Source organism: Rhodoglobus galactosidasius, from assembly GCF_054957775.1.
In genome coordinates, this window is the sequence record NZ_JBQIAV010000002.1 from 84,283 (window position 1) to 110,138 (window position 25,856).

The 25,856-nt window shown below is 58.2% G+C and carries 27 protein-coding genes; 17 read left to right on the plus strand and 10 right to left on the minus strand.

Annotated features, from left to right (window positions below; genetic code table 11):
• Positions 1-10 precede the first annotated feature (10 nt).
• From whiA to ACTJJW_RS02975, 7 genes are all read left to right on the plus strand, one after another.
• Positions 11-991: a DNA-binding protein WhiA gene (gene whiA, locus ACTJJW_RS02945; RefSeq protein ID WP_462642589.1), complete on the plus strand. Its 981-nt coding sequence runs from the start codon at positions 11-13 to the stop codon at positions 989-991.
• A gap of 108 nt (positions 992-1,099) precedes the next feature.
• Positions 1,100-1,726, plus strand: a complete 627-nt coding sequence (locus tag ACTJJW_RS02950; RefSeq protein ID WP_462642591.1) for a superoxide dismutase — start codon at positions 1,100-1,102, stop codon at positions 1,724-1,726.
• Between the two features lie 109 nt (positions 1,727-1,835).
• Positions 1,836-2,843 (plus strand): type I glyceraldehyde-3-phosphate dehydrogenase, encoded by a 1,008-nt coding sequence (gene gap, locus ACTJJW_RS02955; RefSeq protein WP_462642592.1) that lies wholly within the window; start codon positions 1,836-1,838, stop codon positions 2,841-2,843.
• Positions 2,844-2,855: 12 nt separating this feature from the next.
• Positions 2,856-4,073 carry a phosphoglycerate kinase gene (locus ACTJJW_RS02960; protein ID WP_462642593.1) on the plus strand — a complete coding sequence of 406 codons (1,218 nt, stop codon included), beginning with the start codon at positions 2,856-2,858 and terminating at the stop codon, positions 4,071-4,073.
• Positions 4,061-4,858 carry a triose-phosphate isomerase gene (gene tpiA / locus ACTJJW_RS02965; protein WP_462642594.1) on the plus strand — a complete coding sequence of 266 codons (798 nt, stop codon included), beginning with the start codon at positions 4,061-4,063 and terminating at the stop codon, positions 4,856-4,858. The genes ACTJJW_RS02960 and tpiA overlap by 13 nt, the downstream gene beginning before the upstream one ends.
• Positions 4,859-4,904: 46 nt before the next feature.
• Positions 4,905-5,153: a preprotein translocase subunit SecG gene (gene secG, locus ACTJJW_RS02970; protein WP_462642595.1), complete on the plus strand. Its 249-nt coding sequence runs from the start codon at positions 4,905-4,907 to the stop codon at positions 5,151-5,153.
• A 32-nt stretch (positions 5,154-5,185) separates the two neighbouring features.
• On the plus strand, positions 5,186-5,548 hold the full coding sequence (locus tag ACTJJW_RS02975) for an RNA polymerase-binding protein RbpA (protein ID WP_462642596.1): 363 nt from the start codon (positions 5,186-5,188) through the stop codon (positions 5,546-5,548).
• 80 nt (positions 5,549-5,628) lie between these two features.
• Here the strand turns inward: ACTJJW_RS02975 and pgl are convergent, their stop codons facing one another.
• The 6 genes from pgl to tkt are packed head-to-tail and all read right to left on the minus strand — an operon-like array spanning position 5,629 to position 13,801.
• Positions 5,629-6,432, minus strand: a complete 804-nt coding sequence (pgl, locus tag ACTJJW_RS02980; protein WP_462642598.1) for a 6-phosphogluconolactonase — start codon at positions 6,430-6,432, stop codon at positions 5,629-5,631.
• A complete protein-coding gene (locus ACTJJW_RS02985; protein ID WP_462642600.1) occupies positions 6,432-7,403 on the minus strand; it encodes a glucose-6-phosphate dehydrogenase assembly protein OpcA in 972 nt (323 codons plus the stop codon). Before ACTJJW_RS02985 ends, pgl begins: the two co-directional genes overlap by 1 nt.
• A complete protein-coding gene (gene zwf / locus ACTJJW_RS02990) occupies positions 7,400-8,941 on the minus strand; it encodes a glucose-6-phosphate dehydrogenase (protein WP_462642601.1) in 1,542 nt (513 codons plus the stop codon). The genes ACTJJW_RS02985 and zwf overlap by 4 nt, the downstream gene beginning before the upstream one ends.
• A 35-nt stretch (positions 8,942-8,976) precedes the next feature.
• Positions 8,977-10,575: a glucose-6-phosphate isomerase gene (locus tag ACTJJW_RS02995; RefSeq protein WP_462642603.1), complete on the minus strand. Its 1,599-nt coding sequence runs from the start codon at positions 10,573-10,575 to the stop codon at positions 8,977-8,979.
• The gene (gene tal / locus ACTJJW_RS03000) at positions 10,572-11,684 is read right to left on the minus strand and encodes a transaldolase (RefSeq protein WP_462642604.1); all 1,113 of its coding nucleotides are present in this window, start codon (positions 11,682-11,684) and stop codon (positions 10,572-10,574) included. The genes ACTJJW_RS02995 and tal overlap by 4 nt, the downstream gene beginning before the upstream one ends.
• Before the next feature lie 23 nt (positions 11,685-11,707).
• Positions 11,708-13,801, minus strand: a complete 2,094-nt coding sequence (gene tkt, locus ACTJJW_RS03005) for a transketolase (protein WP_462642606.1) — start codon at positions 13,799-13,801, stop codon at positions 11,708-11,710.
• Between the two features lie 237 nt (positions 13,802-14,038).
• On the opposite strand from tkt, the gene ACTJJW_RS03010 reads away from it, so the two are divergent.
• A complete protein-coding gene (locus ACTJJW_RS03010; RefSeq protein ID WP_462642607.1) occupies positions 14,039-14,959 on the plus strand; it encodes a heme o synthase in 921 nt (306 codons plus the stop codon).
• Between the two features lie 15 nt (positions 14,960-14,974).
• Here ACTJJW_RS03010 and ACTJJW_RS03015 read toward each other — a convergent pair whose 3' ends face one another.
• Positions 14,975-15,982 carry a COX15/CtaA family protein gene (locus ACTJJW_RS03015; RefSeq protein ID WP_462642608.1) on the minus strand — a complete coding sequence of 336 codons (1,008 nt, stop codon included), beginning with the start codon at positions 15,980-15,982 and terminating at the stop codon, positions 14,975-14,977.
• 180 nt (positions 15,983-16,162) lie between these two features.
• Between ACTJJW_RS03015 and sufB the strand changes: the two genes are divergently transcribed.
• From sufB to ACTJJW_RS03045, 6 genes are all read left to right on the plus strand, one after another.
• Positions 16,163-17,581 (plus strand): Fe-S cluster assembly protein SufB, encoded by a 1,419-nt coding sequence (gene sufB, locus ACTJJW_RS03020; protein ID WP_462642610.1) that lies wholly within the window; start codon positions 16,163-16,165, stop codon positions 17,579-17,581.
• Positions 17,582-18,769, plus strand: coding sequence for a Fe-S cluster assembly protein SufD (sufD, locus tag ACTJJW_RS03025; protein ID WP_462642612.1), 1,188 nt, complete (start codon positions 17,582-17,584; stop codon positions 18,767-18,769). It abuts the gene before it with no gap.
• Positions 18,766-19,101, plus strand: coding sequence for a non-heme iron oxygenase ferredoxin subunit (locus ACTJJW_RS03030; protein WP_462642613.1), 336 nt, complete (start codon positions 18,766-18,768; stop codon positions 19,099-19,101). Before sufD ends, ACTJJW_RS03030 begins: the two co-directional genes overlap by 4 nt.
• A 36-nt stretch (positions 19,102-19,137) precedes the next feature.
• Entirely contained in the window at positions 19,138-19,902 is a 765-nt protein-coding gene (gene sufC, locus ACTJJW_RS03035; protein ID WP_462642614.1) for a Fe-S cluster assembly ATPase SufC, read from the plus strand.
• A gap of 4 nt (positions 19,903-19,906) precedes the next feature.
• On the plus strand, positions 19,907-20,236 hold the full coding sequence (locus tag ACTJJW_RS03040; protein ID WP_100388990.1) for a metal-sulfur cluster assembly factor: 330 nt from the start codon (positions 19,907-19,909) through the stop codon (positions 20,234-20,236).
• 177 nt (positions 20,237-20,413) lie between these two features.
• The gene (locus ACTJJW_RS03045; RefSeq protein ID WP_462642615.1) at positions 20,414-22,012 is read left to right on the plus strand and encodes an ABC-F family ATP-binding cassette domain-containing protein; all 1,599 of its coding nucleotides are present in this window, start codon (positions 20,414-20,416) and stop codon (positions 22,010-22,012) included.
• 40 nt (positions 22,013-22,052) lie between these two features.
• Here ACTJJW_RS03045 and ACTJJW_RS03050 read toward each other — a convergent pair whose 3' ends face one another.
• Complete coding sequence (locus ACTJJW_RS03050; RefSeq protein WP_462642616.1) at positions 22,053-22,889, minus strand: SURF1 family cytochrome oxidase biogenesis protein; 837 nt, start codon at positions 22,887-22,889, stop codon at positions 22,053-22,055.
• Positions 22,890-22,921: 32 nt separating this feature from the next.
• On the opposite strand from ACTJJW_RS03050, the gene ACTJJW_RS03055 reads away from it, so the two are divergent.
• Positions 22,922-23,107 (plus strand): hypothetical protein, encoded by a 186-nt coding sequence (locus tag ACTJJW_RS03055; RefSeq protein ID WP_462642618.1) that lies wholly within the window; start codon positions 22,922-22,924, stop codon positions 23,105-23,107.
• Between the two features lie 17 nt (positions 23,108-23,124).
• Here ACTJJW_RS03055 and ACTJJW_RS03060 read toward each other — a convergent pair whose 3' ends face one another.
• The gene (locus tag ACTJJW_RS03060; protein ID WP_462642619.1) at positions 23,125-23,427 is read right to left on the minus strand and encodes a DUF3099 domain-containing protein; all 303 of its coding nucleotides are present in this window, start codon (positions 23,425-23,427) and stop codon (positions 23,125-23,127) included.
• Positions 23,428-23,498: 71 nt separating this feature from the next.
• On the opposite strand from ACTJJW_RS03060, the gene fabG reads away from it, so the two are divergent.
• Entirely contained in the window at positions 23,499-24,221 is a 723-nt protein-coding gene (gene fabG, locus ACTJJW_RS03065) for a 3-oxoacyl-[acyl-carrier-protein] reductase (protein WP_462642620.1), read from the plus strand.
• A gap of 28 nt (positions 24,222-24,249) precedes the next feature.
• Here fabG and serB read toward each other — a convergent pair whose 3' ends face one another.
• The gene (gene serB / locus ACTJJW_RS03070) at positions 24,250-24,888 is read right to left on the minus strand and encodes a phosphoserine phosphatase SerB (RefSeq protein ID WP_462642621.1); all 639 of its coding nucleotides are present in this window, start codon (positions 24,886-24,888) and stop codon (positions 24,250-24,252) included.
• A 128-nt stretch (positions 24,889-25,016) separates the two neighbouring features.
• Here serB and ACTJJW_RS03075 point away from each other — a divergent pair, with 128 nt between their 5' ends.
• Positions 25,017-25,799 carry an ABC transporter ATP-binding protein gene (locus ACTJJW_RS03075; protein ID WP_462642622.1) on the plus strand — a complete coding sequence of 261 codons (783 nt, stop codon included), beginning with the start codon at positions 25,017-25,019 and terminating at the stop codon, positions 25,797-25,799.
• Positions 25,800-25,856 lie beyond the last annotated feature (57 nt).

Here is a 25,856-nt window from a genome sequence, read left to right on the forward strand (position 1 = left end):
AGGCCAGTTAGTGGCATTAACTGCTGAAGTCAAAGAGGAACTGGCACGAATTCAGTTGGGCAAAACCACCGAGCGCGCGGCTGAACTCGCGACGATTCTGCGTTTCTCGGGCGGATTGCACCTGATTTCGGGACGCATCGCCGTCGAGTCTGAACTAGAAACTGAACTTCTCGCTCGTAGAGTGCGACGCGATATCGCCGAACTCTACGGTGTGCGTTCCGAGGTGTCGCGTGTCGCGTCTTCTGGTGGGCGTCGTTCAAACAATCTTTTGGTACGTGTTCTTGACGGGGGAGAGACGCTAGCCCGCCAAACGGGGCTTCTGGATGCTCGACGACGACCAATTCGTGGGCTCCCCAACCGTGTGACAACGGGTGGGCGGGGCGAACTTGCTGCTGTGTGGCGTGGCGCATTCTTGGCTGCCGGATCGCTCACTGATCCTGGCCGCTCTGCGGCACTTGAAGTGACGTGCCCTGGTAACGAAGCCGCAATGGCGCTTGTCGGTGCAGCTGGCCGGCTCCGTGTTGCTGCGAAAGCTCGTGAGGTGCGCGGTGTGCACCGAGTCGTCGTGCGCGACGGCGAGGCTATTAGCGCGATGCTTACCATCATGGGTGCCGAGACAACCGTTGTCAGCTGGAACGAACTGCGCCAGCGTCGCGAAGTACGGGCAACGGCAAACCGTCTTGTGAACTTCGACGACGCAAACCTGCGCCGCTCTGCTCAGGCTGCGGTTGCGGCGTGTGCTCGCGTCGAGCGCGCTCTCGAAATCTTGGGCAACGACGTGCCCAGGCATCTGCGTTACGCTGGCGAGCTGCGTTTGAGCCACCGCGATTCGAGCCTTGACGAGCTAGGGCATCACGCTGACCCTCCGATGACTAAGGATGCAGTTGCCGGGCGGATTCGGCGCTTATTAGCAATGGCTGACAAGCGAGCTAGCGACCTCGGAGTGGCAGGAACTGAAGCAAACCTGCCCACCGAGTTGGAGGAAGCTTAGCGTTCTATCCATGGGGCACGAGTGTCGTATGGACGTGGTTAGACTGGAAGTAACCGCCTGCTCGTGCGTGCCAGCCCTGCAGGATTCAAGATTCTAGGAGGACTTCCGATGGCTGAATACACTCTTCCCGAACTTTCATACGACTACTCGGCGCTTGAGCCCAGCATCAGCGCAACAATCATGGAACTGCACCACAGCAAGCACCACCAGGCCTATGTCACTGGCGCAAACGCTGCCATCTCAGGCCTGGCTGAAGCTCGCGATTCCGGCGATCTCTCAAACGTAAACAAGCTTGAGAAAGACCTCGCCTTCAACCTTGGCGGACACGTCAACCACTCCATCTTCTGGACCAACATGTCGCCAAACGGTGGAGACAAGCCCACCGGTGACCTCGAGAACGCGATCAACGACCATCTCGGATCGTTCGACAAGTTCACCGCGCACTTCACCGCCACCGCGATGGGCGTTCAAGGTTCGGGTTGGGCCGTGCTCGCATGGGACTCGATCGGAGAGCGGCTCATCATCGTTCAGTTCTTTGACCAGCAGGGCAACTTGCCTGCGGGCATCGTGCCGCTTTTGATGCTCGATGTCTGGGAGCACGCGTACTACCTCGACTACAAGAACGTGCGTGCTGACTACGTCAAGGCGTTCTGGAACATCGTTGACTGGGCTAATGTTCAGGACCGTTTCAGCGCCGCGCGCTCGAAGACAAATGGTCTGCTGCTACTCTCGTAGCGGCATCGTGGCCGGGTTAGGCCCCGGCTTTAGCCCTGTCTCCGCTAGATAGCATCACCCCACCACTAGAGCAAGACGCGTCGTAGACGCCTGATTTTCTGGAGCAACAGTGAGCGTAAAAATCGGTATTAATGGTTTCGGTCGCATTGGTCGCAACTTCTTTAGAGCGGCTATGGCCAAGGGCAGCGACATTGAAATCGTTGCCGTCAATGACCTCACAGACAATAAAACTCTCGCGCACCTCCTCAAATACGACACGATCACCGGTCGTCTCGACGCAGAGGTAACGTTCGACCACGATCAGATCGTCGTCAACGGAACTGCGATCAAGGTTTTCGCAGAGCGCGACCCTTCCAACCTTCCTTGGGGCAAGTTGGGCGTTGACATCGTTATTGAGTCAACTGGTCACTTCACCAAGTCGGTAGACGCGGCCAAGCACATCGCCGCCGGCGCCAAGAAGGTAATCGTCTCCGCTCCAGCATCAGGCGATGACGTCGCGACAGTTGTTCTTGGAGTCAATGAGGGCGACTACGACCCCGCCGTGCACAACATCATCTCGAACGCTTCGTGCACCACTAACTGCCTCGCGCCGCTGGCCAAGGTATTCATGGACAACTTCGGCATCGACACCGGATTCATGACTACGGTTCACGCGTACACCGCTGACCAGAACCTTCAGGATGGTCCTCACGGAGACCTGCGTCGCGCTCGCGCTGCTGCGCAGAACGTCATCCCGACGTCGACTGGTGCAGCAAAGGCACTCGGCTTGGTACTTCCTGAGCTCGTCGGCAAGCTCGACGGTTACGCGCTGCGCGTTCCCGTGATCACCGGTTCGATCACTGACCTCACCATCACGACGTCATCCGAGGTCACGGTCGAGAAGATCAACGACGCATACAAAGCAGCAGCAGAGGGCCCCCTCAAGGGCATCCTTAAGTACACCGAAGACGAGATCGTTTCGAGCGACATCGTCGGCGACCCGCACTCCTCGATCTTCGATGCTGGGCTCACCAAGGTAATCGGCAACCAGGTCAAGGTCGCGTCCTGGTACGACAACGAGTGGGGATACTCCAACCGTCTCGTAGACGTCGCAGAGTACGTCGGCGAACGCCTCTAACTCCCGACGAATATGAGCCTCAGAACTCTTTCAGCGCTATCGGATCTCCGTGGAAAGCGCGTCATCGTCCGATGCGATTTGAATGTCCCCCTCAAGGACGGTCAGATCACGGACGACGGTCGCATTCGCGCTTCGCTGCCGACCCTCAACGCTCTCATCAACGAGGGCGCACGAGTTGTTATCGTGTCGCACCTCGGTCGCCCCAACGGCGAGCCGGACTCGCAATACAGTCTTGAACCTGTCGCTCAGCGGCTATCGGAACTTCTGGGCAAGGCAGTCGTCTTCGCCAAGGACACCGTAGGTCACTCAGCCGAGCAAGCTGTCGCGGAACTCGAAGAGTATGGCGTAGCGCTGCTCGAGAATCTGAGATTCAACTCGGGTGAAACCTCCAAGTCAGAGACGGAACGCGAAGAGTTTGCTGGCAAACTCGCTCGCTTCGGCGACGCGTTCGTCTCTGACGGTTTCGGGGTTGTTCACCGCAAGCAAGCAAGTGTTTTCGAACTGGCAAAGATTCTGCCGAGCGCCGCTGGATTGCTCATCGAGACCGAACTCGATGTTCTCGAGCGCTTGACTGTTACCCCTGAACGGCCTTACACGGTTGTCCTGGGCGGCTCAAAGGTGTCTGACAAGCTCGACGTCATCGGCTCGCTTCTTCCTCGCGTGGACTCGCTCCTCGTTGGCGGAGGGATGCTCTTCACCTTCTTGGCCGCACAGGGTCACAAAGTTGGCGCAAGTCTGCTTGAGACAGATCAGCTGGAGACGGTCACGAAATATCTTGCGCAAGCACAAGAACTCGGGGTCGAGATTATTCTCCCCACAGACGTCGTCGTAGCCGCATCGTTCGGCCCTGACGCGGCTCACACGGTGACGGCTGCGGACGAGATTGAAAACACAGAGTTCGGCTCGAGTGGCATTGGCCTCGACATCGGTCCCGAAACTGCCGCACGATTCGCAGAAGTCGTTCGAGCATCCAAGACGGTGTTCTGGAACGGCCCGATGGGTGTATTTGAATTCCCAGCATTCGCAGCAGGTACCCAAGCAATAGCTAAGGCCCTGACTGAAACTGAGGGCTTCGGAGTAGTCGGTGGAGGCGACTCCGCCGCGGCTGTTCGTGCACTAGGTTTTGACGACGACCAGTTTGGTCACATTTCTACGGGTGGTGGAGCGAGCCTCGAGTTCCTCGAAGGCAAGCCGCTTCCCGGACTGGAGGTACTTGGATGGCAAAGCTAAAGCGTGTTCCCCTGATCGCGGGCAACTGGAAGATGAATCTTGACCATCTCCAGTCGATCGCGTTCGTACAAAAACTAGCGTGGACCCTGAAAGACGCGAATCACGACTTCGGTGTCGATGGTGCCGAAGTCGCGGTGTTCCCGCCGTTTACCGATCTGCGGTCTGTTCAAACGCTCATCGCAGCCGACAAGCTTGATGTCCGCTTCGGTGGCCAGGACCTCTCTGAGCACGAGTCGGGCGCGTACACGGGCGAGATCTCAGGTGCATTTCTCTCGTCGCTCGACTGCCGTTATGTTTTGGTAGGTCACTCAGAACGCCGCACGATGCACGGAGAAACCGATGAGCAGCTCTCGCGCAAGGTCGCCGCAGCTCTGAAGCACGGCCTCGTTCCGGTTCTCTGCGTCGGCGAAACTGCTGATGACCTCGAGCAGCACGGTCCCAGCGCGGTACCTGTCGCTCAGCTCAAGGCTGGGCTGGCTGGAATCTCCGGCTCGCCTGAGATCGTTGTCGCCTATGAGCCTGTGTGGGCCATCGGTTCTGGCAAGGCCGCGACCCCTGAGCAGGCTGAGCAAGTTGCCGCTCGACTCCGCGAAACCCTCGCAGAAGTACTGGGCGACGATGTCGCCGCAGCGACTCGAATTCTTTACGGCGGTTCGGTTAAGTCGGCGAACATTGCTAGCTTGATGCGAGAGCCCAACATTGATGGCGCTCTCGTCGGCGGTGCAAGCCTCGATGTCGCCGAATTCGCAAGCATTTCGCGCTTCTCCAAGCACGTCGGCACCTAGACGTTATACTGTTCGAGGCCTGTACGGCCTGTTCGAAAGGTTCTTTGTGGAAATTCTCCAAGTTGTGTTGCAGGTATTGCTCGGCATTACGAGCTTGCTGCTCACACTTCTTATCCTCCTCCACCGCGGTCGCGGTGGGGGCCTCTCCGATATGTTCGGCGGGGGAGTAACATCCAACCTCGGTGCATCGGGAGTTGCCGAACGCAACTTGAACCGCATCACGGTGATCCTCGGAGTCGTGTGGATCAGCTGCATCGTTGTTCTTGGTCTCATTACCAAGTTTAATGGCGCGTAAGAACCTCCAGCCTCACGAGACAAGGGAACACAGTGGCATCAGGCGGTAGTGCAATCCGCGGATCGCGCGTTGGCGCAGGTCCCATGGGTGAACAAGATCGTGGCTTCCATGCCGAGCGCGTCCAGGTTTCGTACTGGGATGCTCTGGGCAATGAGACAGTACGTTCGTTCGCGGCAAACCTTCCCGACGAGGACATCCCCGAGACGATCGATTGTCCATCGTCTGGGCTTCCTGCTGGCCGCGACAAGGAAAATCCTCCTTCGGTGGCAAAGCTTGCGCCATACAAGACTCATCTTGCCTATGTGAAAGAGCGCCGTAGCGACGACGAAGCGGCCGAATTGCTTGAAGAAGCACTCGTTCAGCTGCGAACTCGCCGCGGAACGGTGAGTTCCTAGCAAACCCGCGACATTGCTAACAGATTTAAAGTGATGGGCCCCAACCGATTCGGTTGGGGCCCATCACTGGGTTAACGCGTCTAGTGTTCGTCGGTCGAGTCCGCGCTTGTCCAGAACTCTCCTGGATCGATCAGGGAGTCGGGAACTTGTGCTGCAGCATCCGAGTCCACAAAGAACAGTGTTTTGCGGCGCCCCTCAAGGCCTGCGGCTGGTACCTCGTTGTAGCTGGCTCCTGCAAGAGTCAGGCCTAGTGCTGATGCCTTGTCGCTGCCGGCGACCACAGCCCAAATACGCACCGACGAGTTGATCACCGGCAGGGTCAAGCTGAGTCGCTCATTCGGCGGCTTGGGGGAGTTGCGAACGGCAATCACCGTGCGCTCTGTCTCGCGAATGCCTTCGCGTTCGGGGAAGAGCGATGCAATGTGGCCGTCGGGGCCAACACCGAGAAAAACGATGTCAAAATTGGGGTACTTGCCCGAACGTGCGGCATGGCTTGTCAGCTCTCGCGAGTAGGCATCTGCCGCGTCATCCAAGCTCACGCCGGCGTCTGATGCGGCATATGGGTGAACGCGTGCTGGGTCTACCGAAATGTGGTCAAGCAGCGCCGCTCGCGCTTGCACATCGTTGCGCTCAGGGTCTCCCGCGGGCAACCACCGCTCGTCGCCCCACCAGAAATTGACCCGCGACCAGTCCACTGCGTCGCGCTTGGGGGAGCCGTTTATTGCTTCAAGAACTGCCTGCCCCATCGTGCCACCGGTGAGCACGACAGTCGCCTCATCGAACTCAGCAACGATGTGAGGAACTTTGGTGAGAAAGCGATCGGCTACGGCTTGAGCCAGCTCGGGCTTGGTCGCATGGACGATTGCACGACGTTCGTTGCTCACTAGTTCTTCGCTTTCGTTGAGGCGCCAGCATGCGCACCTGTCATCTCGCTTACACCTCGGCGTACAACGTCGCCGAAAAGGCTGTCAGGGTCGAGACGTCGCAATTCTTCTGCGAGACAGTCCCTCAGGCTCCGTCGCGGCATCGAGATGTCATGAACTGGCTGATCGGGTTGGGTCAAGGTCGCAATGCTGGCGGCATTTCGTTCCAACTGAATGGTGCCCGACGCGCGCTCGAGAACTACCGAGTGAATCCCGGTCGGCACAGGTGAGCCTTCGGCAACGTGCAATGAGACGTTAACCTCAAGCTGCATTTGCAACCATGCGGCGAGCAGCAGAGTCGACGCGGAGTCGGCGGCGCCACTCACTGAGACCGCGGTGATCGACTCGTAGGGAGGCTGATCAAGTACCGCAGCGAGCTGGGCTCGCCACAGGGTTAATCTGGTCCACGCGAAATCGGTGTCTCCGGGAACGTAGGTCTTGCACATTCGGTGCATCGCCTCGAGTGGATGAGCGCTAGCCGCTGCATCGGTAATCCGTCGCTGAGCGATTCGACCCAGGGGCGACTCTGAGGCATTCGCGGGCGCCTCACCGGGCCACCAAGCTACGACTGGCGCGTCCGGCAGCAGCAACCCTGTGACGAGACTCTCCTGGTCGAGAGCGGCGTCTCCGCGCGCTGTGACGACAATGACCTCGCTTGCACCGGCATCGCCACCGACACGAATCTGAGCGTCGACCCGCGACTCGTCGTTCCGCGCACTCTCAGAGGTGCTTGTAGAAATGACCAGCACGCGCATTGGATGCTCACGAGAAGCATCGTTGGCTGCGGCGATCGCCTCTTCTTCGTTGCCAAGTTCCGTGGCGATCACCAGAGTCAGCACTCGCCCCAGTGCAACTGCTCCGCCATCTTCGCGGATGCGAACGAGTGCTTTCGAAATTTTGGCCGATGTTGTGTTCGGCAAATCAACGATCATGGTCGTCTCCAAACTCGTCCATCGCGCTCCATGAGGTCATCAGCAGACTTCGGACCCCAAGTTCCGGGCCGGTACCGCTCCGGCGCTCCCTGCGTTTCCCAGAATTCCTCGATGGGATCGAGGATCTTCCAGCTCAGTTCGACTTCTTCATGTCGAGGGAAGAGCGGTGGATCGCCGAGCAAAACATCGAGGATGAGTCGCTCGTACGCTTCAGGGCTCGCTTCGGTGAAGGCGTGCCCATAGCCGAAGTCCATCGTGACATCGCGTACATGCATTTCTGCACCGGGAACTTTGGACCCAAAACGAATCGTTACGCCCTCATCAGGCTGCACACGAATCACGAGTGCGTTCTGCCCGAGGGCCGATGTGCGGCTCTCCTCGAAAAGGTATTGCGGCGCGCGCTTGAAGACGACGGCGATCTCAGTAACGCGGCGGCCCAATCGCTTGCCCGCTCGGAGGTAGAACGGCACGCCCGCCCAGCGTCGCGTGCCGATGTCTAGCCGAATTGCTGCATAGGTTTCGGTTGTCGATTCAGGGTTCATGCCGTCTTCGTCAAGGAAGCCGTCTACCTTCTCGCCGCCCTGCCATCCACCCGCATACTGACCTCGGGCCGTGTGCTTAGAGAGGTCTGCTGGCAACCGAATGGCTGAGAGCACTTTCTCCTTCTCCGCGCGCAGGTCAGCGGCAGCGAACGATACGGGCTCTTCCATCGCGGTGAGGGCGAGAAGCTGCAGGAGGTGATTCTGGATGACGTCGCGGGCAGCGCCAATGCCGTCGTAGTAGCCGGCTCGACCGCCAACACCAATGTCTTCAGCCATCGTGATCTGCACATGATCAACGTGGTGTGAGTTCCACAGGGGTTCGTAGAGTTGATTGGCAAAGCGCAGCGCCAGAATGTTCTGCACCGTCTCTTTGCCGAGGTAGTGGTCAATGCGGAAGACGCTGTCGGGCGGGAAAACGGATTCCACGACATCGTTGAGCTCACGAGCCGTCTTGAGATCGCTGCCGAATGGTTTCTCGATAACGACTCGGCGCCACTGTCCGTTGCTTTGCTCGGCTAGGCCAGAGCTGCGCAGCTGCTCGGTGACTTGAGGGAACGACTTCGGCGGAATCGACAAGTAGAAGGCATGATTGCCCATTGTGCCGCGTTCCTGATCGAGCTCATCCAGCGTCGACTTCAGGCGTTCGAAAGCTTCAGCGTCGTCAAACTCGCCCTGCACAAAACGGATGCCCTGCGCGAGTTGTTTCCATACGTCTTCGTCGAAGGGGGTTCGCGCATACTGCTTTACCGCATCGTGGACGACCGTCTCGAAGTCTTGATCTTCCCACTCGCGCCGCGCAAAGCCGACGAGCGCGAAGCCTGGAGGAAGCAGCCCCCGATTGGCGAGGTCGTAAACTGCCGGCATCAATTTTTTACGCGACAGGTCACCGGTAACACCGAAAATCACTAGCCCACTCGGGCCCGCAATGCGATTGAGCCTGCGATCAGAACTCAACCGCAGCGGGTTAGAGTCGGCGCTGATTTCAACGGGGGACATGCTTCTCCTCTGTGTGCAGCACGAAAATGCAGCTGCTATCCGATCGCGTCGAGCAATAACGGCAGCGAAACTTGGGGATTCGAGACCGTCAAGCTCAATACAGGTCGACCGTGATCAGCAAGTACGCTGGCGTCTCCCGCAGCCTGTGCGCGGATGAACTGTCCGAAAGTGAATGGTCGGTCAGGGATCTGCAGATCGGTCTCTTCGACCGTGATGATCTGCAGGAAGACGCCAACAGCGGGCCCGCCCTTGTGGAACTGTCCGGTAGAGTGCAAGAACCGCGGGCCCCACCCAAAGGTAACGGGACGCTTAGCTCGTTCTGCTGCACGCTCACGGATCTCAGCCAGCTCTGGATAGGCGACGCGATCGGCATACGCCTGAATCGCCACATAGCCATCGTCGTCGAGGTAGGAGAGAAGCGACGAGATCACTCCGGCAAGGTCACTGCTGTCAGCAACGACGTCATCGGTGCCACGAACTTCAATGTCTCCCACCGTGAAGGCGGCAGCCTGCGGCGGAACCGGGTTATCGATTAGTTCGCGAGCGGCAATTTTGGCCGCTTCGACATCCGGCTGGTCGAAGGGATTAATTCCGAGGATGCGACCGGCGACCACAGTCGCGTACTCCCAGAGGAGCAGTTGTCCGCCAAGCGAACCCGCAATCTCGATTTCTCCCTCGAGCACCTCTTTCGTTTCGTCCCAGTCGCGAACCAAGCGAACAATTTGCAGGTCATCGAGTCCCTCAACAATCTCGGGGGAGTCTGTTTTCAGAACGACTGGAAGGAGTCCCTTGCCCAGTTTCCCCGTTGACTCAGCAATAAGCTGTTCTGCCCAGTCGCCGAAACCGAGGATGTGGGTGCCGTCAGCAACAATGCCAAGCTTGTCTTTGAGCGGGTCGGTGCCCGCAATCGCGGCGCCCAAGATCAGTCCGGGATTGTGGCGCTCATCAACCGCAAGCTCAACCATGACGGCCTCTGCCTCATCAAGAAGCTCGTTGAGGTCGACGCCGGCGAGTCCAGACGGGACGAGACCGAATGCGGTAAGAGCAGAATAGCGGCCCCCTACATTGGGATCTGCGTTGAATACGCGGTACCCAGCTTCACGAGCAGCGGCATCCATGGGCGAACCTGGATCCGTCACAATGATGATTCGTTCGCGCGGGTCGATTCCGGCATCCGTGAAGTACTTCTCGTAGATGCGCTTTTGGGAGTCGGTCTCAAGGGTTGAGCCAGACTTCGACGAAATGACAACCGCGGTCGTCGCTAGGCGATCACCGAGAGCGCTGAGCACCTGCGCGGGATCAGTGGAGTCCAGAACAGTGAGCTCGACCCCATAGGTGCGCGTGATCACTTCTGGGGCGAGTGAAGAACCGCCCATTCCGCCGAGGACAAAGTGATTGACTCCATCAGCGCGAAGCTTGTCGCGAAGTGAGTAGATGTCGTCGACGAGCGGGCGACCAACGGAAACAGCCTCAACCCAACCCAGTCGTTTTGCCGACTCTTCTTCAGCCTCTGGACCCCACAGCGTTGCGTCTCCGCCGGTGATGCGGCTGGCAACCAGATCGTTGACGAGCTGCGGAACAAGGCGCTCTACGGCGCGCGCCGCAGCACCAGAAACGGCGAGTTTGACACTCATTTTGCTGCCTCGAGAGCTGCCGAAACTGTGTCGAGCAGTTCGTTCCACGACACGATGAACTTCTCTACGCCCTCTTTTTCAAGAAGCTCAGTGACCTCGTCGTACGAGATGCCCAAGTCAGTCAACGCGTCAAGAGTGATGTTCGCTGAGTCATAGTTGCCAGTGACCTGCTCGCCGGTGATTACACCGTGATCGAAGGTCGCCTCGAGAGTCTTCTCTGGCATGGTGTTTACCGTCTCGCCGACCGCGAGCTCTGTGACGTACAAAGTGTCTGGCAGGCTCGGGTCCTTCACGCCGGTCGAGGCCCACAGTGGGCGCTGCTTATTGGCGCCAGCGGCAATCAACGCTAGAACACGCTCGGTTGAAAAAGCCGCTTCGTAGAGCTGGTAGGCGAGGCGAGCGTTTGCAACGCCAGCCTTGCTCTTGAGCACCTTGGCATCGTCGGTGCCGATCGCGTCGAGACGCTTGTCAATCTCTGTGTCGACACGCGATACGAAGAACGACGCAACCGAGTGGATCTTCGAAAGGTCGTGCCCTGCGGCCTTCGCCTTCTCAAGTCCGGTCAGGTATGCCTCAATTACGTCGCGATGGCGAGCGAGGCTGAAAATGAGGGTGACGTTGACGCTAATGCCAGCAGCAATCGTCTCAGTAATCGCCTCAAGTCCCTCAACAGTCGCGGGGATCTTGATCATTGCGTTCTCGCGGGCGACCTTTGCCCACAATTGCTGTGCCTGAGCAATGGTGCCTGCGGCATCGTGGGCGAGTCCTGGCTCCACCTCAATCGACACCCGGCCATCACGGCCGCCAGTTGCATCGTAGACAGGACGGAAAATGTCGCTAGCCGCAGCAACATCGTCTGTAGTGATCTCAAATACCGCTTCAGTAACTGTCTTACCTTCAGCGGCGAGAGCGGCAACCTGCTCGTCGTATGCCTCGCCCTTGGCCAGCGCCGTTGCGAAGATCGTGGGGTTGGTTGTTACGCCAACGATGTTGCGCGACTCGATGAGCGACTCAAGGCCGCCCGAGTTGATGCGCTCGCGCGACAGGTCGTCAAGCCAGATGCTCACTCCAAGATTGGAGAGTGCGGTGGTGGGGGTTTCGTTAGTCATTGTTGTCTCCTTTTTCGGAATGCCTAGACGGCATCCAAAGAATCGCGTGCTGCGGCCACTACGGCCTCGGTGGTGATACCAAACTCACGGAACAGAGTCTTGTAGTCGGCTGATGCGCCAAAGTGGTCGATCGAGATGCTGCGACCCGCGTCGCCGACATACTCGCGCCATCCAGTGGCGACTCCTGCTTCGACCGATACGCGTGCACGCACAGTAGAAGGCAATACCGACTCGCGGTATTCCTCGGACTGCTCGGCGAACCACTCAAGGCTTGGTGCCGAAACAACCCGAGCGTTGATGCCGTCGGCCTTGAGCGTTTCGCGTGCTTCAACAGCAAGCTGAACTTCAGAACCGGTGGCGATCAAGATGACGTCTGGAGTTCCGTTAGGAGCCTCCGCAAGAACATACGCGCCACGAGCGACGTTGGATGCCGAAGCGAAGGTCTCGCCGCTGGCGTCACCTTCTCCGCGCTCAAACACGGGAATGTTCTGGCGGGTGAGTGCAATACCTGCTGGGCCGTTACGGCGCTCAAGGATCGTCTTCCATGCCCACGCCGTCTCGTTTGCATCGGCGGGACGCACAACATCGAGACCCGGGATCATGCGCAAGCTTGCGAGCTGCTCAATCGGCTGGTGGGTGGGTCCGTCTTCACCGAGGGCGATCGAGTCATGAGTCCAGACGAAGATCGACGGAATGGCCATGAGCGCAGCCAATCGCACTGCTGGGCGCATGTAGTCGCTGAAGATCAGGAAGGTGCCGCCGAATGCGCGGGTGTTACCGTGCAAGACGATTCCATTGATGATCGCGCCCATCGCGTGTTCGCGGATACCGAAGTGCAGCACACGGCCGTACTCGTTTCCTTTCCACTCTCCGGTGGAGTGCTCGCTCGGGATGAACGACTTTCCATCGGCGATGGTGGTCAGGTTTGACTCTGCGAGGTCTGACGAGCCACCCCACAGCTCAGGCATTACCGCGCCAAGAGCGCCGAGTACCTTGCCGCTTGCTGCGCGCGTTGATACGTCCTTGCCAGCGTCGAACTGAGGGAGTACTTCGCTGATTCCTTCCGGAAGCTCGCCTGCAAGAACCCGGTCGAGCAGTTGCTTGCGCTCGGGGTTTGCTGTGGCCCACTTGTCAAAGGTTTCGGTCCACTCAGCACGCTCTTGCTTGCCACGCTCGACAGCCAGACGTGTGTGAGCAATAACGTCGTCGTCAACGACGAAGCTCTTCTCTGGATCGAAACCGAGTGCCTTCTTGGTGCCGGCAAGTTCCTCTGCACCGAGGGCCGATCCGTGGATCTTACCCGTGTTCTGCTTACTGGGCGCAGGCCAGCCGATGATGGTGCGCAGGATGATCAAGGATGGCTGATCGGTGACGGCCTTGGCCGCATCGATCGCAGCGTTGAGTGCTTCGACGTCTTCGACGTATTCGCCAGTCTTTTTCCAGTCGACAAGCTGAACGTGCCAGTTGTAGGCCTCGTAGCGCTTGTGTACGTCTTCGGTAAACGCGATGTTGGTGTCGTCTTCAATCGAGATCTGGTTGCTGTCATAGATGGCAATCAAGTTGCCAAGCTTTTGGTGACCCGCGAGGGAGGATGCCTCGGATGAGACGCCTTCTTGCAGGTCGCCGTCACTGGCGATGACGTAGACGAAGTGGTCGAACGGGCTTTGCCCGGCTTCGGCTTCGGGATCGAAGAGTCCGCGTTCAAAACGAGCGGCGTAGGCGAACCCTACTGACGAGGCGATGCCCTGGCCGAGCGGCCCTGTCGTGATTTCGACGCCCTTGGTGTGGCCGTACTCGGGGTGACCTGGTGTGAGCGAGCCCCAAGTGCGAAGCGCCTTGAGGTCGTCGAGCTCGAGGCCGTAGCCGCCGAGGTAAAGCTGAACGTACTGAGTAAGCGAACTGTGGCCTACAGAGAGGACGAAGCGATCGCGCCCCAACCACTGATCGTCACTCGGATCGCGACGCATCACCTTCTGAAAGAGCAGATACGCGGCGGGCGCCAAACTCATCGCGGTACCGGGATGCCCGTTACCTACCTTCTCAACAGCATCAGCCGCCAGAATTCGAGCGGTATCTACCGCTTTGTTGTCGATGTGATCCCAGTGAAAAGCTGCCATGAGAATAATGACCCTTCTGCAAGCGAAGTGCCCTACCGCGAACGATCGGGGCACATGAACGGCCCACCACGCGACATCATTGGCTCGCTCAGTGGCTTGACCCAGCTGCGTAAACGCAGTGCTTGGGGGGTGGCCACCGAGAGGCGGGCATCCCAAGTATAGGGAACCAAGCAGGTGAACGCTGCCTTGCTACGTTCACGGTCAGCGCAATTGCTCCAGCGGCTTAGAATCGTTGGTATGGATGTCACTCTAGAAGCCCGAACGCAGCACGAGCGCATCGGCATCCTTCGTAAGACTCTTGCCTACGTGGCGCTCACGAAGCCGCGGGTGATCGAACTTTTGCTGGTGACGACTGTGCCCGTCATGGTGCTTGCCGCAAACGGCATCCCGAACCTGTGGCTTGTACTGGCGACGCTCGTTGGCGGAATTCTCAGCGCATCATCAGCAAACGCATTCAACTGCTATATCGATCGCGACATTGATCGCGTGATGGCTCGCACCAAGAACCGTCCGCTGGTCACGGGGGAGTTGACCGACCGAGAAGCACTCGTATTCGCGTGGGTCACCGGTGTCGGTTCCGTTGTGTGGCTTGGGGTGCTGACGAACTGGCTCGCTGCAGGCTTGTCACTGTTCGCGATTCTCTTCTACGTTTTTGTGTACACGCTGCTCCTGAAGCGTCGCACGCCGCAGAACATCATTTGGGGCGGTATCGCCGGCTGCATGCCGGTTCTCATCGGATGGGCAGCGGTTACCGGCGATCTATCGTGGGCATCGCTCGTGCTCTTCGCTGTCGTATTCCTCTGGACACCCCCGCACTATTGGCCATTGTCAATGAAATACCGGGCGGAGTACCAGTCGGTTGGCGTGCCGATGCTCGCAGTCGTGCGCGGGCGCGCTGCTGTCGGACTTCAGGTCATCTTGTATGCGTGGGCAACGGTGGTGTGCTCGTTGCTGCTGGTGCCGGTAGCTGACATGGGCATCGTGTACACGGTGGTTGCTGCTGGCAGCGGTGCGTGGTTCATCATCGAATCGCACCGCCTGTACTCGACGGCAATCCGTCACGGCGAGGTGAAGGCCATGCGCGTCTTCCACAGCTCAATCAGCTATTTGACTCTCGTCTTCCTCGCGGTCGGTATCGACCCGCTACTCCCGTTCTAGGAGCAGTTCGACAGGTCAGCGAGCCGCCAACGCTTCATCAGGCATCATCGGTGAGTTCTGCTGTTGCGCCGTCGAACGCAGCGACAGCACGACAACGGTCATCGCCGCAGCAATCGCGGTGGCAATGACCATGTGGCTTCCAACCAGTAGGATCGGCAGCCCAGTGCGCGACTGAATGACGCCAATGAGAGCTTGAACAACCTCAAGAGCGAACAGCATCACGGCAAAGTTCATGATTCGGCGGTGACGACCAATCGCGAGCATGATTACGAGCGCAAGTGTGGTCGCCAACAGTGCATACCCAGGCCAACTATGCACGTGCTGCAGGAAGCTAGGGTCAAGCCCGTTACGAGCAGAACCATCATCGCCCGCGTGCGGTCCCGCTCCGGTCGTCAGAATTCCCGCGACTATGGTTAGCGCCACCAAGAGGCTCGTCACGTGAGCAAGAATGGCGATGTGCCGTGATACCACTAGTTGATCACCTCGAGGCCCCACCCAGACTCGGTAGACAAGCGCAGCGCTTACTGCGACAAGAATGGCTGAGATCGCAAAGTGGACCCCGACGACGCTCGGGTCGAGTTGAACGCGCACGGAGAGACCTCCGATGAGCCCCTGGAGCACAGTCCCGCCGAGGATGACCAGTGCGAGAGTCATCAAATCCCGACGCTCACGTCTTATCCGAAGCACCATGAGGACCATAAGAATCGCGACGAAGCCGACCAGGATCGACAGCAAACGATTGCCAAATTCAATCGCGCCGTGCAAACCCATCTCAGGAGTAGCAATCAATGAGGCATCGGTACACAGCGGCCAGGTCGGGCATCCGAGGCCTGAACCGGTGAGGCGTACTGCTCCGCCGGTGGCGACGATCAGAATTTGAATCACCAGAGAAGTCACTGCAAAAAAACGCACCCGCGCGCTTACGGACTGGGGTAATCGTGCGATGACGGCATTCACGGCCGTACCTCCTGTTATTTCGGGCTTCTGCCTGTAGAATGGATTGTGTTCAGGAACACAGCCCATGCCGGGAAGTCAATGATGACAGCGAGGTAATGCCTTGCTTGTCCTGTTGCAGTCTAAGTTCGCCCGCGCAGTGTTTTGTCACAGTGCACGCGCACCTCACGAAATATTCCCGGCAATCTGCTGTGCGAAGGAATGCCAAAGCAGCCACCTTGGTTGATAGGGGTAAGAAAAGAGGTATCAATGTCAGACGTGCTGATTGATCGTCCGGAACTCAAAGGCTTAGGCCAGTACGAGTTCGGCTGGGCCGACTCCGACGTTGCGGGAGCCTCTGCACGACGAGGCATCAACGAAGAAGTCGTCCGCGACATCTCAACGCTGAAGAACGAGCCCGAATCGATGCTGAAGAAGCGTCTAAAAGGTCTCGAGCTCTTCGGCCGCAAGCCGATGCCAAAGTGGGGCGCAGACCTCTCGGGTATCGACTTCGATAACATCAAATATTTTGTCCGTTCCACGGAGAAGCAAGCTCAGACGTGGGAAGACCTTCCCGCAGACATCCGGGACACCTACGAAAAGTTGGGAATTCCCGAGGCAGAGCGCAATCGTCTCGTCTCCGGCGTAGCCGCACAGTACGAGTCTGAAGTCGTCTTCCACTCGATCAATGCTGAACTCGAAGCCAAGGGTGTCATCTTCATGGACACCGATACTGCTCTGCGTGAGCACCCGGAGTTCTTTGACGAGTACTTTGGCGCAGTTATTCCTGCCGGCGACAACAAATTCGCCGCGTTGAACACTGCAGTGTGGTCGGGTGGCTCGTTCGTTTACGTTCCTAAGGGCGTTCACGTCGAGATTCCGCTGCAAGCCTACTTCCGCATCAACACGGAAAACATGGGGCAGTTTGAGCGCACCCTGATCATTGCTGACGAGGGCTCCTACGTTCACTACATCGAGGGCTGCACAGCTCCGATCTACAAGTCAGACTCCCTTCACTCTGCGGTAGTCGAAATCATCGTGAAGAAGAATGCTCGCGTTCGCTACACGACGATTCAGAACTGGTCGAACAACGTCTATAACCTGGTCACCAAGCGCGCTATTGCACACGAAGGCGCAACCATGGAGTGGATCGATGGAAACATTGGCTCCAAGGTAACCATGAAGTACCCGTCGATCTACCTCGTCGGCGAGCACGCAAAGGGCGAAACTCTTTCTGTTGCATTCGCTGGCCCTGGTCAGCACCAAGACGCTGGCGCAAAGATGATTCACATGGCGCCGTACACAACATCGTCGATTGTCTCGAAGTCAGTTGCCCGTGGTGGTGGTCGCGCCGGTTACCGTGGCGAAGTTCGCGTGGATGAGAAAGCTCATCACTCCGCCAATACGGTGCGTTGCGACGCGCTCTTGGTCGACACCATCTCTCGGTCAGACACCTATCCCTCTATCGACATCCGCGTGGATGACGTTCAACTGGGCCACGAAGCAACAGTCTCCAAAGTGAGCGCCGAGCAACTCTTCTACCTGCAGTCACGCGGAATGGAAGAAGACGAAGCGATGGCGATGATCGTTCGAGGATTTATCGAACCCATCGCGCGCGAACTGCCCATGGAGTACGCCTTCGAACTCAATAAGCTCATCGAACTGAGCATGGAAGGATCCGTCGGCTAAATGACCGTCTTTGCACCAGAACAACATGGACTCAAAGCTCACAGCGATGGTGGATGGGATGCCGAGGATAAGAACTTCGTTCCCGTTCAGACGCGCTCTGAGCGCCCCAAGTCCTTTGAGCACGCCGATTTCGCTCCGGTAACCGGAGTAGAAGCTGACTGGAAGCTCACGCCGGTAAAGCTCATCAAGGCTCTGCTTGATGACACCCTCGACGGTGCAGCCTACCCATTCGAAGCGGACGCGCCTGACGGCATTGTCGTTGAATGGGTCGCCAGGGATGATAAGCGAATCGCGTCTGCCGGTGCTCCTGAAGAAAGAGCATCCGCAAACGCGTGGTCAAGCTTCGAGCAGGCACTAGCGATCACCGTGACAAGCGAAGAGCACGTAACCCTGCGCTTGACTCGCACGGAACTCGGCGGTGCAGCGCGAGGAGCGCACACCGTTATTATTGCGCGACCACACAGTAACAGCACGATCATCATCGAATCATCTGGCCAAGCGCTTCTCAGCGAGAATGTTGAAGTCGTCGTAGAAGAAGGCGCAACGCTCAACTTTGTCAACGTTCACGACTGGGACGATGAGGCGATCCACCTCACTAGCCACTTCGCGCAGGTTGGCCGCGACGCACACCTCAAACACACGATCGTGTCGCTCGGCGGCAAGGTCGTTCGAGTCAACCCATCGGTGCATCTCTCAGGAGAAGGCTCGGATGGCGAACTCAATGGCCTCTACTTTGCGGACAAGGGGCAGCACCTCGAACAGCGCGTCTACATGCACCACAAGGCAGGACATACGCGTGGCCGCGTGAACTACAAGGGCGCACTTCAAGGCGAAGGAGCCCGCACCGTTTGGGTCGGCGACGTTTTGATCGGCCGCGAAGGTGCTGGCACCGACAGCTACGAACAGAACCGCAACCTCGTGCTTACCGAAGGCACTCGTGCGGATTCGATTCCGAACCTCGAAATCGAGACCGGTGATATCCAGGGTGCAGGCCACGCAAGCGCGACTGGTCGTTTTGACGACGAGCAGCTCTTCTACCTGCAGGCTCGCGGAATTTCTGAAGCAGAAGCTCGACGCCTAGTTGTTATCGGCTTCCTTGCAGAAATCGTGCAAAAGGTAGGCGATACTCAGCTCGAGACTCGGCTCACGGCAGCGATCGAAGCTGAATTGGAAGGAACCCTCTCGTGACAGCGGAGCGTGTCTGCGCGATCGACGAACTGGAGCCAAACAAGGCGTACCGGGTCGAACTCGATGGCACCGCAATTGCGATTGTGAAAGATTCAGCCGGGCAGGTGCACGCCATTGGCGACACCTGCACTCACGGCGACATCTCTCTCGCCGAGGGTTTTGTTGAAGACGGAGCGATCGAGTGCTGGGCACACGGCTCACTGTTTTCCCTCGACACGGGCAAGCCCTTGAGCCTGCCAGCCTATGAACCTGTGCCGGTCTTTGTAGTGAAGATCGACGACGATGGCGGGGTTCACATCGACCCCGAGCTAACCGTCGCCATCGAGGGCTAGACGCCCTCCTCACGAGACCATTAAGGAAAGAAATAAATGTCAGTACTCGCAGTCAAAGATTTACACGTCAGTGTTGAAACTGAGCAAGGAACCAAGCACATCCTTAAGGGTGTCGACCTCACCATCAAGCAGGGCGAGATCCACGCGATCATGGGCCCTAACGGCTCGGGTAAGTCAACTCTTGCCTACACAATCGCCGGCCACCCCAAGTACCACGTTGAGAGTGGATCGGTAATGCTTGACGGTGAAGAAGTGCTCGACATGAGCATTGATGCGCGTGCGCGTGCTGGCCTCTTCTTGGCCATGCAGTACCCGGTTGAAATTCCCGGTGTCAAAGTTGCCGACTTCCTTCGCACCGCAAAGACCGCACTGAGTGGCGAGGCTCCCGCACTCCGCCCGTGGATCAAAGAGGTTAACTCCTCGATGAAGGCGCTGCGCATGGATAAAGCCTTCTCAGACCGTAATGTGAACGAGGGTTTCTCGGGGGGAGAGAAAAAGCGCAACGAGATTCTGCAGCTTGAACTTCTCAAGCCACGATTCGCGATTCTGGATGAGACCGACTCAGGACTCGACGTTGACGCACTCAAGATCGTCTCTGAAGGTGTGAACCGCGCTCAAGAGTCGACCGGTCTTGGGCTGCTGTTGATCACTCACTACACCCGCATCCTGCGCTACATAAAGCCGGGTTTTGTGCACGTCTTCGTCGATGGTCGCGTTGCTGAACAGGGCGGCCCCGAACTTGCCGATCGCCTAGAGAACGAAGGCTATGATCGATTTTTGACCGACACGAGCGTAGCCTAAGCGTATGTCTACAGTTTTGGCTCCCGCGCTCTTCGACGAGGTTGAAGAGGCGCTAAAGGACGTGGTTGACCCCGAACTTGGCGTCAACATTGTTGATCTCGGTCTGATCTATGATTTGAGCTGGGATCCCGAGAACAACGCGCTCATCATCAGCATGACGCTCACGTCGGCGGGTTGCCCGTTGACGGATGTCATTGAAGAGCAGATTGCACAGTCTCTTGACAACGTTGTTGAAGCATTCCGAATCAATTGGGTCTGGATGCCGCCGTGGGGTCCTGAAAAGATCACCGACGATGGTCGCGATATGATGCGTGCCCTGGGGTTCTCGATCTAACTAGCTTTCTCGTCTAGCGAGACACTGGCGCGGCACCTTCTTCCAGAAGACTACCGATGAGCACGCCCAATCGTGTAGATCTTCGATTGCGCTGCACAGCCAACGCTAGGAAGTAGACTAGTTGGTTGGTGCTGTCGCCCAGTGCCCCCCCTACCCCAAAGATTTGGATGTTTTGCCGTGCTTGCTGTGCATGATCTCGAGTTGCGCGTTGGCGCACGCATGCTGATGCAGGGCGTCAATTTCAGGGTAGATCACGGCGACAAAATCGGCTTAGTCGGGCGGAACGGTGCGGGCAAGACAACACTCACCAAGACGCTCGCTGGCGAACTGGAGTCCACCGGCGGTTCGATCGAGCGCACGGGTGAAATCGGTTACTTGCCGCAGGATCCTCGCTCGGGGAACCCAGAAGACCTTGCACGCACGCGAATTCTTGACGCGCGTGGTTTAGGCAGTATCGTCCTGAAAATGCGTCAGGCTCAAGATGAAATGGGCAGCAGCGACCCCGAAGTCAGCGGTGCAGCCATGGACCGCTACGGCAAACTGGATGATCGATTCCTTTCATTGGGCGGCTACGCTGCCGAAGCGGAAGCGGCATCAATTGCAAGCAATCTGAGCCTTCCTGACCGCATCCTCGACCAGCCGTTGTCAACGCTTTCGGGCGGCCAGCGACGACGGATCGAGTTGGCTCGTATCTTGTTCTCAGGCGCAGACACGATGCTCCTCGACGAACCGACAAACCACCTCGATGCTGACTCTGTTGTATGGCTCCGCGAGTTCCTCAAAAACTTCAGTGGCGGTCTGATCGTGATCAGCCACGATGTTGATCTTGTTGAAGACACCGTAAATAAAGTCTTCTATCTGGATGCCAACCGGCAGCAGATCGACCAGTACAACATGGGCTGGAAGCACTACTTGCGCCAGCGCCAGTCAGATGAAGAGCGCCGCAAGAAGGAGCGTGCTAACGCCGAGAAGAAGGCAAGCACGCTGCAAGCGCAGGCAGCAAAGTTCGGCGCCAAGGCATCCAAAGCTGCTTCTGCTCATCAGATGGTTGCTCGAGCAGAGAAGTTGCTTGCCGGCCTTGATGACGTGCGCGCCAACGATCGCGTTGCAGCACTTCGTTTCCCGGAGCCAGCTCCGTGCGGACGAACACCGCTCATGGGCTTCAACCTCAGCAAGAGCTATGGCTCGCTAGAGATCTTTGCTTCGGTAGATCTCGCTATCGACCGCGGATCGAAGGTGGTAATCCTAGGGTTCAACGGTGCGGGAAAGACAACGCTGCTGCGCATGCTCGCCGGGGTCGACGAGCCCGATACCGGGCATATCGAACCCGGCCATGGGCTCCGCATCGGTTATTACGCTCAGGAACACGAAACGATTGACGTTAAACGTTCCGTTCTCGAGAACATGGTGTCGTCGTCGCCCAACATCACTGAGATGGAAGCACGGCGCGTTCTCGGCTCGTTCCTGTTCAGCGGCGATGACGCAACAAAGCTTGCTGGCGTTCTCTCCGGTGGAGAAAAGACCCGACTCGCTCTCGCAATGATCGTCGTCAGCGGCGCCAACGTGCTGCTTCTCGATGAGCCCACAAACAACCTTGACCCTGCGAGCCGTGAAGAGATCCTCGGCGCACTCTCCAATTACAAGGGTGCCGTTGTACTCGTAAGCCACGATGAGGGCGCTGTTGAAGCCCTCAACCCCGAACGGGTCCTCATTCTGCCCGACGGCATTGAGGATCACTGGAACAAGGACTACGCAGACCTCATTTACTTGGCTTAACTCGCGGTCGGCGACGCCAACAACTGGTCGGGCTCAATACCTACGCGTCGAGAATCCCGTCTTCGATCTCTGCGTCAGTGGGGCCACGATCTTCTGCTTTTCGTTTGCGCTTCTCAGCGCGCACTCGCTCAGCGGGGTCCGCTTCGTTGATGAGTCGGTACTCCTGACGAATTGCCCAGCCAAGTCCGATGAAAGCTAGGACGCCAAATGCCACCCACTGAAGCGCGTACGACAGGTGGGCACCTTCATTGAGAAGCGGTTTGGGATAGGCAATCGGCATGTCGGCGACGCTAGGGGACTCGGAAGCCAACAGCCCGTATCCACCAATATATGTGGGTTCGTCAAGAAGATCGGCAACCGTCGGCAAATGGATTGTGGCAACCTGGCCTGCTGGTGCTGAGCGCCCTTGAACCGTCGGCTCGCTCGGCTTGAGACGAAGCACAATCTCGACGCGCCCCGTTGGGGGAGCGGGAACCGCATCCGGAAAATCTTGACTATTGCCCGCGGGTACCCAGCCGCGGTCGACCACGATCGCACGACCGCTCTCAAGTTTAAAAGGCACAAGTATTTCGAATCCCGGCCGCCCAGAATACGGGCGGCCACGAACCAACAACTGCTCAGCTTCCAGATACTCGCCACTGACGGCCACCGACATCCACTTGTTGTCGACATCAAACTCGGTGAGCTCTGGCATAACGCTCTCGAGTTGCTGAGGTGCGGCGTCCCAGTTTGCGCTGACACGGGCTACCTCGGCGGCTGCTTCCTCGCGGCGATCAAACTGCCACTGCGAAAGAAACACACAACCGATTGCAAACGCGATCACAAAGGCCAAATATCCGAACCACCGTTGCGAAAATGCGAAGCGCCACTTTTTCATTGCGGGGCGCCGTCTGGCACGACAGTTGCCGGATGTGCGAGGTCGCTGACGACTACGGGGAATCCTCGCGTGCTGAGGTATTCATTGAGGTAGTCGACATGTTCGTTGCAGGCCAGCCAGATCTTCACTCGATCAAGACCATGGATGCGAGGATTGCGCCAATTGACGTTCCATTGAGCATCAAGAAGACACCCAGCCCTCGAGCACTGCGACGTTGACGGGCCGTTCTCACCGATCACCGCGCTGCCTCATCGGGAACGCTCGGAATATGTGACGAACTCGCAGAGCCTAAGGCGAATTGACCGGGAACGTCGAGACTGCCGGTTCGTCGTGTGTTGACGTTGGCAAGTACAACGGCGACATACGGCAACACGACCGCGCCCAGGATCGGCAACACTAGCCACCATCCGCGCACGAAGACGCAGAGGATTACGCAAACAATTCTGATCCCCATAGCAATCGAATAATTGATCACGCGCCGTCGTCGCTCGTCATCGGGTCGCTCGGGAAGCGAAGTGATCGACTCAGGACTGTTCATGGGCTTTCTTAGGTTGCCGAGGAAGGTACCCCTAAGCCTACGCCGCTGTTCGCGACTATATGCTGGGAACCATGAGCAGAACAGCACCTGAATCACGGATCGTTCTCGTCACCGGAGGCAACCGCGGCATTGGCCGGGCAATTGCCGAAGAGTTTGTGGCTCAGGGGCACCAAGTTGCCGTCACTGCTCGTTCGGGCACGGGCCCCGAGGGCACCCTCACGGTAGTCGCCGACGTAACTGATGCTGCCAGCATCGATGCAGCGTTCACCGAGATAGAGTCACAACTCGGCCCTGTCGAAGTTGTTGTGGCTAACGCCGGAATTACGCGCGACATGCTGCTCATGCGAATGAGTGACGACGACTTCACCCAGGTGATCGACACCAATCTTTCCGGTGCCTTTCGTGTCGTCAAGCGCGCCTCTAAAGGAATGATGAAGGCGCGCTTCGGGCGCATCATCCTCGTCTCAAGTGTCGTTGGACTTCTCGGTTCGGCAGGCCAGGTCAACTATTCGGCGTCAAAGAGCGGCCTCATTGGTCTTGCGCGCTCGCTGACTCGCGAGCTGGGAAGCCGGGGCATCACAGCAAACGTTGTGGCTCCCGGTTTTATCGAGACCGATATGACCGCTGCGCTGCCATCCGAGCAGCAGGATGCATATCTCAAGCAGATTCCGGCACGTCGCTTTGCGCAGCCACAAGAAGTCGCGAAGGCAATCGCATGGTTAGCGAGCGATGATGCAGCGTACATTTCCGGCGCCGTGATCCCGGTTGACGGTGGCCTCGGGATGGGTCACTAGCTCCTAGCTTCGCTGACGCGGTGGTTCGCTAGCCGCGAAGCCCGAGGAGGGGCAAGAGCGCACTCAAATCCCGCGAATCAATGTGTACATCTGCACTGGCGCGCACGATCGGCTTCGCCGTAATGCCAACGGAGAGCGCGGCCGCCTTCATCATGAGCAGATCGTTGGCACCGTCACCCACGGCAATTGTGGCCGAGAGGGGAGTGCCGGAGTCCTGTGCCCATTCCTGCAGCGCATCCGCTTTGGCTTGGGCGTCAATGACCGCACCAACCACCTTGCCGGTGAGCCGTCCGTCGACTACTTCGAGGCGATTGGCGCGTGCGTAGCTCAGCCCAAGCCTGCGGGCCACCGGATCGAGCAGTTCATGAAACCCACCCGAGACAGCAGCTACCCGTCCGCCGGCAGCGACGACCGCAGCAATCATTTCCTCGGCCCCGTGCGTCACCCGGATGTCGCGTCCGCTCTCCGCAAGCACCGACTCAGGAAGGCCTGCCAGCGTTGCGACGCGCGCCCGTAAGCTCTGCTCAAAATCGAGTTCACCGTTCATCGCCCGCGTGGTGATCTCGGTTACTTCCGGTTCGGAGCCCGCGTGAACGGCGAGCAGCTCAATTACTTCGTTCTCAATCAGGGTGGAATCTACATCGAGAATGACGAGAAATTTTGCCAAAGGTTGGGCCTTTCGTACAACAGCTGTGGTCCTGAAGGGTGGAAACCACACGACTCTGAGTGCCAGACTATCGGGATCGCTCGAGCGGCTTACACGCGCGATGGTCTGAGCGAATAGGATGGGTGATCATGGCTAGCGTCCTCACCTTTTCTGATGTATCCGTTACTCGCAACGGCACCACGATCCTCGACTCTATTTCGTGGAGCGCGCAGGACTCCGATCGGTGGGTGATTTTGGGGCCAAACGGCGCAGGCAAGACAACGCTGTTGCAGTTGGCTGCCGCGCAGATTCACCCCAGCTCGGGAAAAGTCGTTGTGCTCGAGAGCACTCTCGGTTCTGCCGATGTGTTCGATGTGCGACCGCGAATCGGGTTCGCATCGACGGCGCTTGCCCGTCGTGTGCCCAACAACGAGCGAGTAATCGACGTTGTTCTTACCGCCGCGTACTCGGTCACTGGTCGCTGGAACGAACAGTACGACAAGGTAGACCTTCGTCGTGCCCGTCGGGTTCTCGCAGAGTGGAGCCTTTCGCACTTGGAAGACCGCCGCTTTGGTGATCTCAGCGATGGCGAGCAGAAACGAGTTCAGATTGCTCGCTCGGTAATGACTGATCCAGAGTTGTTGCTGCTTGATGAGCCTGCCGCGAGCCTAGACCTCGGTGCTCGCGAGGAGCTCGTTCAGTTATTGAGCGGTTATGCGAAGGCCGAAAGCGCGCCAGCGATCGTCATGGTTACTCACCACGTTGAAGAAATTCCTCAGGGATTTACCCACGCGCTGATTATTACCGACGGCACAGTGCATAGCGCCGGTAAGATTGACGATGTCGTTACGTCAGAGAACTTGAGTGCCGCTTTTGGACTCGAGCTCATCATCACGAAAGACGCCGGCCGCTACACCGCACGAGCCGCCTAAACCTCTGATAGGCTAGTGTGTCGGTCCGCGTGACCGCCTACGTCTTTTTTTACTCCA